This window comes from Micromonospora sp. AMSO12t, from assembly GCF_008806585.1.
GTDB classification, from domain to species: Bacteria; Actinomycetota; Actinomycetes; order Mycobacteriales; family Micromonosporaceae; genus Micromonospora; species Micromonospora reichwaldensis.
On record NZ_WAAS01000176.1, the window covers coordinates 1 to 13,939 of the forward strand.

Consider the following 13,939-nt stretch of genomic DNA (forward strand, 5'->3'; position numbering starts at 1 on the left):
CCGTGGCACCGGCACACCGCGCTCGTCCAGCAGGTACAGCCGATGGTTGTCGACGGGGGTGCCGATGTCGACCGGCCCCGGGACGTCCGCCCGCACCGGACCCGCCGTGGCGACGATGCTGCACTCGGTCGGACCGTAGGCGTTGATCACCTCGGCCGGGAAGCCGGCGGGCGGTCGGCGCCGGAGCTGGCTGCCGCCCACGACGAGCGTGCGCGGGGCGTGCGCGGGCATCGGAAGGGCGAAGACCAGCTCGGCGAGCGGCGCCGGCAGGAAGGCCACCGTGACGCCGCCGCGGGACCACTCCTCGACGAGGGCCGCGGGGTCGCTCCGCGCCTCCTCCGGTACGAGATGCACGGTGGCGCCGGCGGCGAGCGCCGGATGGATCTCGGCGAGGTTCGCGTCGAAGGCGAGCCCGAGCGCGTGGCCGACGGTGTCGGCTCCGGTGAGGGCCAGGGCCCGCACGTGCCAGTCGATGGCGTCCACGGCGGCCCGGTGCGGCACCAGGACGCCCTTCGGCCGGCCGGTCGAGCCGGACGTGTGGACGCACCAGGCCACCTGCTCCGCCGTCGGCACCCGGCCCGGGGCTGGCAGGTCCGGGTCACCGGGATCCTCGACCCGCAGGCAGACCGCGTCCGTCGGCGCGTCCACGTCCTTCGTGGTGACCAGCAGCCGGGCGCCGCTGTCGGCGAACAGGGTGGCCACCCGGGCGGCGGGCAGCCCCGGGTCGAGGGGGAGGAAGCCCGCGCCGGCGATCAGCACGGCGAGCTGGGCGGCGATCAGCTCCGGTCGGCGCGGCAGGAGCACCGCGACGAGGTCGTCGGGCCCGACGCCGGCGGCGGCGATCCGGCGGGCGAGCAGGTCGGCCCGCTCGCGCAGTTCGCGGTACGTCCACCGGGTCGTCCCGCACACGACCGCCACGGCGTCCGGGGTGCGGGCCGCCTGCCGCAGGAACAACTCGTGCAGCCGGGCGTCGCCGACGGGTGTCCGCGGCCCGTGCAGGCGGTCGGCGGAGTCGTCCAGGTACGCCGCCAGGCCCGACAGCGGCTCGTCGGGCTCCCGGGTCGCCCGGTCGAGCAGCCGCTCGACGTAGTCCAGCAGGCGACGCACCGTCGCCCGGTCGAGCACGTCGGTCCGGTACTCGACGTGGCAGCGCACGGTGTCGCCGTGGGACAGGTAGACGACCAGGTCGACCGGGGCCTTGTCCAGGCCCACCGGGATCGGCTCGGCGGTGACCCCCGGCAGGTCGAACAGGAACGCCGGGGCGCCGCGCTCGTACTCCACGACCACGTCGAAGAGCGGGTGGCGGCCGGCCTCCCGGTTCGGGGCGAGCGCGCTGACGAGGTCGTCGAAGGGCACACCCGCGTGTTCGTACCCGTCCGCCGAGCGGTACTGGACCCGGGCGAGCAGCGCCCGGAAGGTGGGGTCACCGGCGAGGTCCAGCCGCAGCGGCATGGTGTCGACGAAGAACCCGATCAGGTCCTCGGAATCCTCGTCGCGGCCGCTCATGCCGGTGCCGATCACCAGGTCCGGTTGGCCGCTGAACCGGAACAGCGCCACGCCGATCGCGCTGAGCAGCGTGGTGAACGGGGTGACCCGTTCGACGCGGCTGAGCTGCCGGACCCGTTCGGTCAACTCCACCGGGATCTCCACGAGGAGACTCTCACCGGCGGCCGAGACGGTGGCCGGTCGCTGCCGGTCCGAGGGCAGCACGAGGGTGGGCGGCAGCGGATCGAGCAGGTCGAGCCAGTACGCCAGGCTCTTGTCCACGCCGTCCCGGGCCGACCGGGCACGCGCCCTGGCCAGCTCCGGGTAGGTGACCGGCAGCGGGGGCAGCGCGGCCGTCGTACCGGTCGACCGGGCCCGGTAGCACGCGCCGACCTCGCGGGTCAGGACCGCGTACGAGCCGCCGTCGGTGGCCAGGTGGTGGAACGACATCACCAGCACGTGGTGTGTCGGGGAGAAGCGCAGCAGCTCGAACGCGAAGACCGGCCCCTCGACGAGGTCGAACACCCGCGTGCTCTCCCGGGCCATCGCGGCCCGCACCACGGCATCCTCGTCGGCACCGGAATGCTCCCGCACCGGGAGGTCGACCGTCGCCGTCGGCCGGACCACCTGGCAGGGTTGCCCGTCGACCTCGCGGTAGGTCGTCCGCAGTGGCGCGTGCCGGTCCACGACGTCCTGCAACGCCCCGCGCAGCGCCGCCGTGTCGAGCGCGCCGCACAGCCGCACGGCCGCGCCCTCCGTGTAGGCCGGGGTGCCCGGGTACGCCTGCTCGACCAGCCACAGCCGCCGCTGGCCGGGCGTCAGCGGCGCGATCTCGACGGTCGGTGGCGCGGCGATCCCGACGGCCTCCCGCGCCGCCGTCCCGACGACCACCGTGGCCGGGGCCACAGCCGGGGCCGGTCGACGGGGCGTGGCCCGCCGCAGCGCGTCGATGGCCGGCAGGCCGTCCCGCACCGCCCCCGCCGGCAGGCCGAAGTCGACGAAGCAGGCGATCTCGTCGGCGCCGGCGTCGAGCACCGCGTCGAGCACCGGCCGGCAACTCTCCGGCGAGCCGATCAGGGCTCGCTGCTCGCAGTACCGCTGGTAGGCACGGGACAACACGAACCGGACGTCCTCGTCGGGGGTGTCGGCGAGGTCGACGTTCATGCCCAGGCTGTTGACCACCTGGCCGAGCAGGCTGAACGAGGAGCGCAGGTAGGCACAGAACGGCTCGAACGCCATGGCCCGCGCCTGCTCGGCGTCGTCGCCGAGGAAGGTGTGCAGCAGCACCACGACCCGCCCCGCAGCGGGATCGAGACCGTGTTCGGCCCGGGTACGCCGGTACAGCGCGACGTTCTCGGCCAGCCGCGCGACGTCCTGGGTCATCAGGTTGGTGACCACGCCGAGGCCGCGGCGGGCCGCTTCCCGGTAGCTGTCCGGGTTGCCGACGATCGCCGTGAAGGTCGGCGGTTCCGCCTGCACCGGGCGGGGGAACAGTCGGATGTCGACGTCTTCGCCGCTGCCCGACCGCGCGGTGATCGCCTCGCCGCGCCAGAGCCGCCGTACGGTGTCGAGATTGTCGTACATCACCTGCTTGTGGCGACGGTAGTTGTCCGGGTAGAAGACGAAGTCGTTGGCGTGCCACCCGGGCGCGCACCCCAGCCCGACCCGCCCCCCGGAGAGGTTGTCCACCATGGACCACTCCTCGGCGACCCGGACGGGATGGTGCAGGGGCAGCACCACCGAGCCGGCGTTGAGGCGCAGCCGGCGGGTCCGCGTCGCGAGGGCCGCGGCGAGCACCGACGGGTTGGGAAAGAGCCCGCCGAAGGAATGGAAGTGCCGTTCGGGCAGCCACACCGCGTGGAAGTCGTGGGTGTCGGCGAACTCGGCGGCCTCGATGATGGTTCCGTAGGCGTCGTCCCGGGCCGAGTCGGGGTAGTCGCCGAAGAAGTACAGACTGAAGTCGACGGTGTCCGGCGCGCCGGCGACCGACGCGACCGGCGCCGGCCGCGTCGACGGCTCGGGGGCGACGGCCGCGCCGCCACTGGTGCTGGCGTTGGCGCCGGTGGCGGTGGCGCCGTTGCCGCCGGCGCCGGTGGCGGCGCCGAGAAGAGCGAGCTGGTCGCGCATCAGGTCCAGCTGGCGGTGCACGATCGTGACGAGGTCGGCCGGTACGTCCCGGGGGGCGTCGCCCGGGTCGGTCGGTGCCGCCGAAGCGACGGGCACGGGCACCGGCCCGGCGGGCACGGGAACCGGCGCGACAGGGACGGAGGGCGACGCGGTCGTCGGACCGGCCGGCGGGGCAGCCGGAGGGAGCACGCCGGCCGAGGCGCCGCGCGTCACCGCCTCGGCGAGCCGGCGGGGGGTGTCCACGGCGGCGAACAGGTCCCGGACGGGAACCCGTACCCCGAACGCGTGGTCGATCTCCCGGGCCATGGTGATCAGGAGCAGCGAGTCGGCACCGAGGTCGAGGAAGGTCTCGTCCGGATCGACCTCTCCCACGTCCAGTCCGAGCCGCTCGGCCGTCAGCGTCCGGATGCGCGCGAGCACCTGCTCGGCCCCGACGTCGTGCCCGGCCGGCGGCCGGGGCGGCCCCGGCTCGGCGGTCGCCGACGACCCGGCCGCGCCGCTCGCGGCAGACCCGCCGGCCGCAACCCGGACGTCGGTCGCGGCAGAGGTGTCGGTCGCGGCGGAGATGTCGGCCGCCCCGGACGCGGAGACCCAGAACCGCCGGCGCTGGAACGGATAGGCCGGCAGTGGCACGGCTCGGCCACCGCAGTCGGCGGTCAGCGCGGCCCAGTCGACCGGGAACCCCGCCACGTGCAACTCCGCGACGGCGCGCCACAGCCCGTCGACCGGTGGGGTGCCACGACGTTGCGACGGCACCCACCGCAGGTCGGATCCCGTGCCGCGGGCGATGCTGGTCAGCGCCCCGTCCGCGCCCGCCTCGACGACCGATCGCACGCCCTGCTCGGCGAGGGTGGCCACGGCGGCGCTCCAGGCGACCGGCTCGCGCGCCTGCCGGCACAGGTGGTCGGCGTCCGGCAGCCAGCCGGGTGGGCGTACCCGGCCGTCCAGGCTGCTGATCAGGGGCAGGCGGGTCGGTGCGAGCTGCACCTCCCCGATCATCCGGCGGAGCCGGTCGAGGACCGCGTCCACGCCGGTCGAGTGGAACGCCCGGTCGACCGGGAGCGGGCGGGTCGCCACGCCGTGCCGTTCGGCTTCCCGGACGACCGCCGCCAGGGCATCCGGGGAACCCGCGAGCACGTGGTGCTCCGCGCCGTTGCGGGCGGCGATCTCCGCCGTCGACCCACGCAGCAGCTCATCGACCGTCGCTTCGTCGGCCAGGACCGCGCACATCGCGCCGGGTGGCAGCGCGTCGCGCATCAGGGCGCCCCGGTGCGCGGCCAGCCCGACCGCGTCGCCCAGGGACAGCGCACCGGCCACGACCAGTGCGGCGTACTCGCCGACGCTGTGCCCGAGGACGACGTCCGGCGTGAGCCCCCACGACCGCCACAGCTCGGCGAACGCCACCGCGGTGACCACCAGCGCCGGCTGCGCCACGTCCGTCGGGCGACCCGTTCCGACGGGGTGTTCCCGCAGCCGGGCGACGAGGTCGCCACCGGTCACTCGGCGGTACGCGTCGGCCCCCTCGGCCAACACGTCCCGCGCGACCGGGAACCGCTCGGCGAGATCGAGGACGACGCAGCGACGGTCGCCCTGCCCGGGAAAGGCCAGCGCGACCGGAGTGACGCTCTCCGGCTCCGCCCGGCCGGTCAGCACGTTTCCCGCCACGCCCGCCTCGACGTACCGGTGGAGACCGTCGGCCAGCTCGGCGGCGGAGGTGCCGAGCGCGACCAGGCGGTGCCGGAGGTGGCGTCTGCGCCGCCCGGCGCTGGTGACCACGTCGGCCAACGCCGGCCCGGGGTCCTCGCGGAGCAGGTCGCGGTGGCGGGCGGCCAGCTCCACCAGCGCCGACGGGTCGGCCGCCGACAGGGGCAGCAGTCCCGGCGCGGGGTGGGCCGGCGGCTCGTCCGGCCGGCGTCGGTCCGCCGGGGGCGGCTCCTCGACGATCACGTGGGCGTTGGTGCCGCCCACCCCCAACGCGCTGACGGCCGCCCGGCGCGGCCGCAGGTCCGCCGGCCACCGCGTGCCACGGGTGGTCACCGTGAAGGGGCCGGCGGCGAGGTCGATCGCCGGATTCGGCCGGCGGAAGTTGATCTGTGGGGCGACCCGGCCGGAACGCACGGTCAGGATCGTCTTGATCAGGCCGGCCATGCCCGCGCAACTGTCCAGGTGACCGACGTTCGCCTTGACCGAGCCGAGGAACGGTCGACCGCCCGCGTACACCTCGGCGAGGGCGTGGTGCTCCACCGGGTCGCCCAGGGCCGTGCCCGTACCGTGTGCCTCGACGTACCCGATCGACTCCGCCGGGACGCGCGCGGCGGCCAGCGCCCGCCGGGCGACGTCGACCTGCCCGGCCACCCCGGGTGCCGTGAAGCCCACCTTGCCGGCGCCGTCGTTGTTCACGGCCGAGCCGATGATCACGGCGTGCACGGTGTCGCCGTCGGCGAGGGCCCGGTCGAGCGGCTTCAGCACCACGGCGGCGACGCCGTTGCCGCCGACCGTTCCGTCCGCGTCGGCGTCGAAGGGCCGGCACCGACCGCTCGCCGACAGGATCGATCCCGGGGTGTGCCGGTGACCCGTCACCTGCGGCACGTGCACGGCCACGGCGCCCGCGACCGCCTGGTCGACCTCGCCGTCGAGCAGCGCCCGCACCGCCAGATGCACCGCCACGAGCGAGGTCGAGCAGGCGTTCTGCACGTTGATCGCCGGCCCGGTCAGCCCCAGCCGGTACGCCACCCGGGTGGCCAGGAAGTCCGGCTGGTTGCCGAGGGCGACGCCGATCGAGTCGGCCGGATCGGCGGGCCCCGTCCGGTGGCGGAGCTGGCGGAGATAGGTGTGGTGCGGATAGAGGTTCATTCCGCTGCCGGCGTAGAGGCCGGTCCGCAGCCCCCGCGTGTCGCCCGGGTGCCCGGCATCCTCCAACGCGTGGTGACAGGTCTCCAGGAACAGCCGGTGCTGCGGGTCGAGCAGCTCCGCCTCCCGGGCGCTGATCGAGAAGAAGCCCGCGTCGAAGCCGGCGACGTCGTCGTCGAGGACCCCGCTGGCCGCCACGAAGTCGGGAGCGTCGACGGTGTCGCGTGGGATTCCCGCCGCGACGAGTTCGTCCGGTGTGAAGGCACGCACGCTCTCCACCCCGGCGGTCAGGTTCGCCCAGTACTCGTCGACCGTGCGCGCTCCGGGGAACCGGACCGCCATGCCGATCACCGCGATCCGCCGGTCCCGTACCGGCCCGCCGACGGGCTCCGCCGTGGGCGTGGTCGCCGGGGCGGCGAGGTGCGCGCTGAGCGCGTCGACCGTCGGGTGGGCGAAGAGCACCGGCTGTGGGACCGGGCGCTCCAGTGCCCGCTCCAGGCGGGCCCGGAGACGGACGATCTCGACCGAGCCGATGCCGAGTTCGTAGAACGGACGCGCCGGGTCGACCTGGCCACCCGTCAGGTCGCCGAGGATGCCGGTCAGCAGGGCGCGTACCTCCGCCCTGCCCGGTCCGGCCGCGCGCGCCGCCGTGGCCCCGGTGGGGTCGGTGGTCGCCCGCCGCCTGTCGTGCGGCCGGTGCGGCGACCGGTCGGCCAGGCAGCGCCGGACCAGCTCCGCGCGCCGGATCTTCCCCCCGGTGGTACGCGGGAACTGCTCCGCGGGGAGCGACAGCACCCGCTCGGGTACGACCTGCCAGCGTCGGGCCACCGCCGCCCGCACCGCCTCGGCCACCCCCGTCGCGGGTGCGTCGTCGTCGGGCACGTAGAAGATCACCAGCGACTCGGTGCCGGTGCGGGGCTCCGGTACGCCGACGGCGGCCACCAGGCCCCGCCGTACCCCGGCCACCTCCCCCGCCACCTGCTCGACCTCGTGGCAGGGCAGGTTGTGCCCGTTGAGGATGATCATGTCCTTCGCCCGGCCGGTGATGGCGATCCGACCGTCCCGCATGAAGGCGAGGTCGCCGGTCTCCAGCCAGCCGTCGCCGTCGGGGAAGGCCAGGCGGGTCGCCTCCGGGTCGGCGAGGTACCCGGGCGTGACCCGCGCCGACGAGACCTGGAGCCGGCCGATGCGGCCCTCGGGAAGCACCGCGCCGGCGGCGTCGACGATCCGCAGGGTGGCACCGGGCGCGGGCGGCCCGACGGAGAGGAACTCGGTGACGTCGGCCGGGTCGTCGTCCTCGGCGTACTCCAGGTCGCCGCCCAGGCTCGCCGTACGGATCCGGAGGCGGGTGCCGGGCTCGGCGAAGGAGGCGAAGGTGATTCCCGTGCTGGTCTCCGACATGCCCCAGGCCGGCGTCATCGCCTCCGCCGGCACCCCGGTGGCGGCGACGAACGCCTCGAAGGTCTCCGGCAGGCACTGCTCCCCGCCGCAGACCATGCGGCGTACGCCGCCGAGGTCCCACGGTTCACCGGGGGCCCGGGCGACCGCGTCGGCCACCAGCCGCAGGCCGAAGTTCGGCGCCCAGCTGTGCGTGACCCGGTGCCGCCGCATCAGCTCCAACCACCGCAGCGGATCGTCGAGCACCCATTCGGTGGCGACGTGGACGGACGTGGCGCCGAGGAAGACGCCGCCCAGGTGGTAGAGCAGCAGGCCGGCGACGTGGTCCAGGGGAAGCCAGTTGAGCAGGACGTCCCGCGGGCCGATGTCGAGCATCGTCCGGGCCCCGACGGCATATTCCGAGAGCCCTCGGTGCGTCAACGGGATCACCTTCGGCCGGCCGGTGCTGCCCGAGGAGAGCTGCAGCAGCGCCACCGACCCGGGGTCGGTGTCCGTCGCCTCCGGATCCGGTACGGAAGGGGCGGGGCCGTCGGGAGCGCTCGTCGCGGTCAGCTCCGGCACCGCGACCACCCGGTCCCGCAGCGGCAGCCGGGCCAGCACGTCCAGGTCCTCCGGCCCGGCCAGCACCACGGGCTCCCCGAGCACCCGCCAGGCGTGCACGAGGGCGGCGGCGGTGGGGTTGTCCGCGTCGTACCCGGTGGGCGCGCCGACGGTGAGGGGCACGATCCCGCCGAGGACGCAGCCGAAGAAGGTCGGCCAGTACTGCTCACCCGAGGTGATCCGCAGGACGACGTGGGACCCCCGATCCAGGCCGTGGGCCCGCAGACCGGGCAGCGCCGCGCGCGCCCCGGCGAGCAGCCGCCCGTGGTCGAGGAACTTCTCGCGCCCGTCGGGGCCCACGATCCGGATGCCCGCGTCCGGGTGGTTCCGGGCCGCCCGCAGCAGCGCCTCGTCCAAGGTCCGGGGATGGTCGACGGGGCCGGGCAGGTCCCCGCCGTGGCTGACGGCGGCGGGGCGTTCGGCGGACGTCGACTTCACGGTGCTACCTCGACTTCTTGCGTTCTCTGTCGGTGCGGACGGTGCGCCGGCGTGCGGGCGTGGGAGATGAGGAAGGCACCGGCGGCGGCGAGCGCCAGGCCGTGCGCCAGCGCGACCACCGACAGGGGCGTCAGGCGGTCGAGCGCGAAGGCACTGACGATCATGCCGATGCCGAACCCCGCGTTCTGCGCGGTGCTGGCCAGGCCCATGAGTTGCGGCAGACGGGAGGGCTCGACGGTCTGCAACCGGGTGGTGTAGCTGATCTCGGCGTAGCCGTCCGCCATGCCGGCGGCCAGCGCCAGGACGGCCACCAGCCAGATCGGGGGCCCCGCGAAGGCGAGCACGAACAGCAGCGACATTGTGCAGGTGGCGACGCCGAAGGCCCTCGGCGATCCCGGGCGGGAGGTGCCGGCGGCCCGCCGGGCGTACCACTGGCCGGCGACGAGACTGCCGACCGCCCAGGGCGTGGTGAACAGGGCGGCGAACGCGGCGGGGGCGTCGGGCCAGGCCAGGTTCGCGTACACCGGCAGGCCCACGTTGTGGGAGGCGGACCCGAACGCGTCGACGGACCGCACCGCGATCATGGCCAGGATCACGGGGGCGACCGAGGGCAGGAGGCGCCGGAGCCCCGCCCCGCGGCGGGGGCCCTTGGTGGGCGGCCCGGCGGGGCGGCCCACCACGCGCCAGGCGCGGACCGCGGAGAGCAGCAGTGCGGACACCACGAACGAGGTGGCGTCGAGCAGGAACGCGGCGTGGTAGCCGAACAGGGTCACGAGGATCCCCGCGCTGCCGAAGCCCAGCAGCATGGCCACCGAGCGGGCCGCTACCAGGTTCGCGTTGGCCCGGGCCAGGTCGTCCGGGCCGACCAGCGCGGGCAACCCGCTGCGCAGCGCGACCACCCACAGCGTCTGGCTCCCGCCGAGGAGCACGGCCAGCGCGTGCAGCATGGTCGGCTGCGCGGCGGACGGCATCGCGACCAGCAGCACCAGCGCACCGGCCGACAGCAGGTCGCCGCCGATCATGAGCCTGGCCCGGGCGTACCGGCTGACCAGCGTACCGGCGACCAGCCCCATCAGGACGCCGGCGCACAGGCGGACCGCCATGAAGATCCCGGTGGACACGGCGGAGCCCGTGATCTCCAGGGTGAACAGCCCCAGCGCCACCATGTTCAGGAAGCTGCCGTACGTGGACACGGCGTGCGCGGCGATGACGAGACGGAGCGGACGTGCGGGAGGTTCCTCCGTTGCTGACACCTGTCGAGATCCGCCCCGCTCATGATCGTGTATGGAGCGAGGATCATGCCATTGCGGGTACGGGCATCTCAATACGTCGAAGGACCGGCGCCCGCATCGCCGACGGCGACTGTCCGCCCGCCGTGGCGCAGAGCCGTCCGGGGCACCCCGCCTTGCCGGCCGGGCCGGCGTGTGGTTGGTTTCGGGGCAGACCAGATCAGCGGCACACCGAGGAGACACGCGTGGACGACCCGGTTCTCGTCGAGCGGGACGGTCCCGTGGAGACGTGGACGATCAACCTGCCGGAGGCCCGCAACCCCATCTCCGGCGACGACGTGATCGACGCGTTGGTGGCCCGGGTCGACGCGGTCAACGCCGACCGGGCGGTCCGGGCGGTCATCCTCACCGGCGCCGGCAGCGCCTTCTCCGCCGGCGGCAACGTCAAGGACATGGCGGACCGGGTCGGCCTCTTCGGCGGCGCCCCGCACGAGCTGCGCGACGGCTACCGTCGCGGCATCCAGCGGATCCCCCGGGCGATGTACGCATGCGACGTGCCGCTGATCGCGGCGGTGAACGGAGCGGCCGTCGGCGCCGGCTGCGACCTGGCGCTCATGTGCGACCTGCGGATCGCCTCGGAGCGGGCGTTCTTCGCGGAGAGCTTCGTCAAGCTCGGCATCATCCCCGGCGACGGCGGCGCCTGGCTGCTGCCCCGTGCCGTCGGTGCCGCCCGGGCCGCCGAGATGACGCTGACCGGGGACCGGGTCGACGCCGCCACCGCCCTGGAGTGGGGGCTGGTCTCCCGGGTCGTGCCGCACGAGGAACTGCTCACCGAGGCGCGCCGGCTGGCCGACCGGGTGGCCGCGAACCCTCCGCACGCCGTACGGATGGCCAAGAAGCTGCTGCGCGAGGCCCAGCACCAGAGCCTCGACAGCGTGCTGGAGCTCTCCGCCGCCATGCAGGCGCTGGCGCACCAGACCCGGGACCACGACGAGGCGGTCCGGGCCTTCCTCGACCGGCGCGAACCGCACTTCACCGGGGAGTGAGCGGGACGGGCAGCCGGTGACGGCCCCGCCGTGGGTGCTGGCCGTCGGCCGGCCGCGTCGCGCACTGCGGACCGCCGCCGGGGCCCGGGAGCCGCGCCGCTCCCGGGCCGGTCGGCCGTCGGCGGGTCAGCGCTGCACGCGCGCGCCGGCGCCCCGGACGAGCGCCTCGACCTCCCGGAGGCTGGCCATCGAGGTGTCGCCGGGCGTGGTCATCGCCAGCGCGCCGTGCGCCGCACCGTACTCGACGGCCGTGGCCAGGTCACCCTTCTCCAGCAGCCCGTAGATGAGGCCGGAGGCGAAGCTGTCGCCCCCGCCGACGCGGTCCATGATCTCCAGGCCGGGCCGGTGGGTCGCCTCGACGAACCGCCCGTCGGCCCAGGCGATCGCGCCCCAGTCGTTGACGGTGGCGGTGCGCACCGTACGCAGGGTGGTGGCGACGACCTTGAAGTTGTCGTACTCCTTGGTGGCCGCCTCGATCATCCGCTGGAAGTTGGCCACCTCCAGCTCCGACAGCGACGCGTCCGTGTCGGGCACCTCGAAGCCCAACGAGGCGGTGAAGTCCTCCTCGTTGCCGATCATCACGTCGACGTACCGGGCCAGCCGGCGGTTGACCTCCTGCGCGCGGGCCTGCCCGCCGACCGCCTTCCAGAGGCTGGGCCGGTAGTTCAGGTCGTACGACACGACGGTGCCGTGCCGGGCCGCGGCGGCCATCGCCGCCTCCATCGTCTCCGGGGTGGTCTCGGAGAGGGCGGCGTAGATGCCGCCGGTGTGCAGCCACCGCACCCCCAGCGTGCCGAACAGGTGGTCCCAGTCCACCTGGTCGGGCCGGAGCTGGCTGGCGGCGCTGTGGCCACGGTCGGAGGTGCCGACGGCGCCCCGGACGCCGAAGCCGCGCTCGGTGAAGTTGAGCCCGTTGCGCACGGCGCGGCCGACCCCGTCGTAGGGCAGCCAGGTCACCAGTGAGGTGTCCACCCCGCCCTGGAGCACGAGGTCCTCCAGCAGCCGGCCCACCTCGTTGTCGGCGAACGCGGTGACCACGGCGGTCCGCAGCCCGAAGCAGCGGCGCAGGCCGCGTGCCACGTTGTACTCGCCGCCGCCCTCCCAGGCCCGGAAGGTGCGGGCCGTGCGGACCCGGCCCTCGCCCGGGTCGAGCCGCAGCATGATCTCGCCGAGGGAGACCAGGTCGTACCGGCACTCGCCGGCCGGACGGATGGACAGCACGGCTCAGGCCTCCACGGTCGATCGGGCGGCCTCGACGGCCGCGGCGGTGCGGGCGGCGACCTCGTCCCAACGCCCGGCGGCGATCAGGTCGGGGGCGACCATCCAGGTGCCGCCGACGGCCAGGACGGCGGGCAGGGCCAGGTAGTCGGCGAGGTTGGCGGTGTTGACCCCGCCGGTCGGGACGAACCGCACCGAGCGGTACGGCGCGGCGAGCGCCTTGATCATCGCGACGCCGCCGAGCTGCTCGGCGGGGAAGAACTTGACCGTGTCGAGCCCGGCGTCGAGGGCCATCTGGATCTCGGTGCCGGTGGCGACGCCGGGGAAGACGGGCACGCCCGCCTCCTGGCAGCGCCGGACGACCGCCGGGGAGAACCCGGGGGTGACGACGAACCGGGCGCCCGCCTCGACGGCCCGGTCGACCTGGGCCGGGGTCAGCACGGTGCCGGCGCCGACGAGCAGGTCGCCCCGCTCGGACATGACGCGGATCGACTCGGCCGCGGCGTCGGTGCGGAAGGTCACCTCGGCGCAGGGCAGCCCGCCGCGCACCAGCGCCTCGGCCAACGGGGCGGCGTCGCGGGCGTCGTCGAGCACGACGACCGGCAGGATCCGGGCCGCGCCGACGGTCGCCACGACCGCAGGTCTCTGTTCATCATTCTGTACGCCAGTCACATATGTGACCCTAGCGCTGCCGCCCGGCCTGTCAACCCCGCTAGAGTGGCGCCCATGACGCTGCCCGGCGGGTTCCAGCCCGTGAAGTCCTCCACCCGGACGCTGGAGGTGCTGGAGGCGCTGGCCGCCTCGCCGCAGCGGCGCTCGCTGGTCGACCTGGCCCGCGCGCTGGACATCCCGAAGAGCAGCCTGCACGGCATCCTGCGCACCATGGCCCAGCGCGGCTGGGTCGAGAGCGACCCGACCGGCACCCGCTTCGGGCTCGGGGTACGCGCGCTCCAGGTCGGTGCCGCGTACCTCACCAGCGACGACACCGTGGGCCTGCTCGGCGGGGTGCTCGACGACCTGTCGCGGCAGTTCGGCGAGACCGTCCACCTGGGACGCCTGGACGGCGCGCACATCGTCTACCTCGCCAAGCGCGAGTCGGTGCACCCGCTGCGGCTCTACAGCGCGATCGGCCGGCAACTGCCGGCCCACGCCACCGCCCTGGGCAAGGCGCTGCTCGCCGAGCGCCCGGACGACGCGCTCGACGGGCTGCTGACCTGGCCGCTGCCCGCGCTCACCCCGCACACCGTCACCGACCCCGACGCGCTGCGCGCCGAGCTGGCCGCCGTCCGGGAGCACGGCTACGCGGTGGACCGCGAGGAGAACACCGAAGGCATCGTCTGCTTCGCGACGGCCGTACCCCTGGCGGCGCCGGCCACCGACGCGATCAGCCTGTCGGTGCCGGTGGCCCGGCTGGGCGCCGCCGGCGAGGACCGGATCGTGGCCGCGCTCCGCCGGGCCGTCGACCAGGTCCAGGCGGCGCGCGGCCTGCTCTCCCCCGCCTGATCCGTCGCCGCTTCGACGCCCCCGCCGCCCACCGCCGGGCCCGGC

Annotated in this window: 6 protein-coding genes; 2 read left to right on the top strand and 4 right to left on the bottom strand. The window is 75.0% G+C overall.

All coding sequences use genetic code 11. The features are described 5' to 3' along the window. A partial coding sequence (locus tag F6X68_RS22515; RefSeq protein ID WP_192581500.1) for a type I polyketide synthase occupies positions 1 to 8,898 on the bottom strand: 8,898 nt, incomplete at its 3' end. Further along, a complete protein-coding gene (locus F6X68_RS22520; protein ID WP_151456146.1) occupies positions 8,895 to 10,151 on the bottom strand; it encodes an MFS transporter in 1,257 nt (418 codons plus the stop codon). The genes F6X68_RS22520 and F6X68_RS22515, both read right to left, overlap by 4 nt. 221 nt (positions 10,152 to 10,372) lie before the next feature. Between F6X68_RS22520 and F6X68_RS22525 the strand changes: the two genes are divergently transcribed. Further along, positions 10,373 to 11,173 (top strand): crotonase/enoyl-CoA hydratase family protein, encoded by an 801-nt coding sequence (locus F6X68_RS22525; RefSeq protein WP_151456147.1) that lies wholly within the window; start codon positions 10,373 to 10,375, stop codon positions 11,171 to 11,173. A 126-nt stretch (positions 11,174 to 11,299) separates the two neighbouring features. Here F6X68_RS22525 and F6X68_RS22530 read toward each other — a convergent pair whose 3' ends face one another. Then, the gene (locus F6X68_RS22530; protein ID WP_151456148.1) at positions 11,300 to 12,394 is read right to left on the bottom strand and encodes a sugar kinase; all 1,095 of its coding nucleotides are present in this window, start codon (positions 12,392 to 12,394) and stop codon (positions 11,300 to 11,302) included. Between the two features lie 3 nt (positions 12,395 to 12,397). After that, the gene (gene eda / locus F6X68_RS22535; RefSeq protein ID WP_225852365.1) at positions 12,398 to 13,024 is read right to left on the bottom strand and encodes a bifunctional 4-hydroxy-2-oxoglutarate aldolase/2-dehydro-3-deoxy-phosphogluconate aldolase; all 627 of its coding nucleotides are present in this window, start codon (positions 13,022 to 13,024) and stop codon (positions 12,398 to 12,400) included. Positions 13,025 to 13,117: 93 nt separating this feature from the next. Here eda and F6X68_RS22540 point away from each other — a divergent pair, with 93 nt between their 5' ends. Then, a complete protein-coding gene (locus tag F6X68_RS22540) occupies positions 13,118 to 13,894 on the top strand; it encodes an IclR family transcriptional regulator (RefSeq protein ID WP_225852366.1) in 777 nt (258 codons plus the stop codon). Positions 13,895 to 13,939 lie beyond the last annotated feature (45 nt).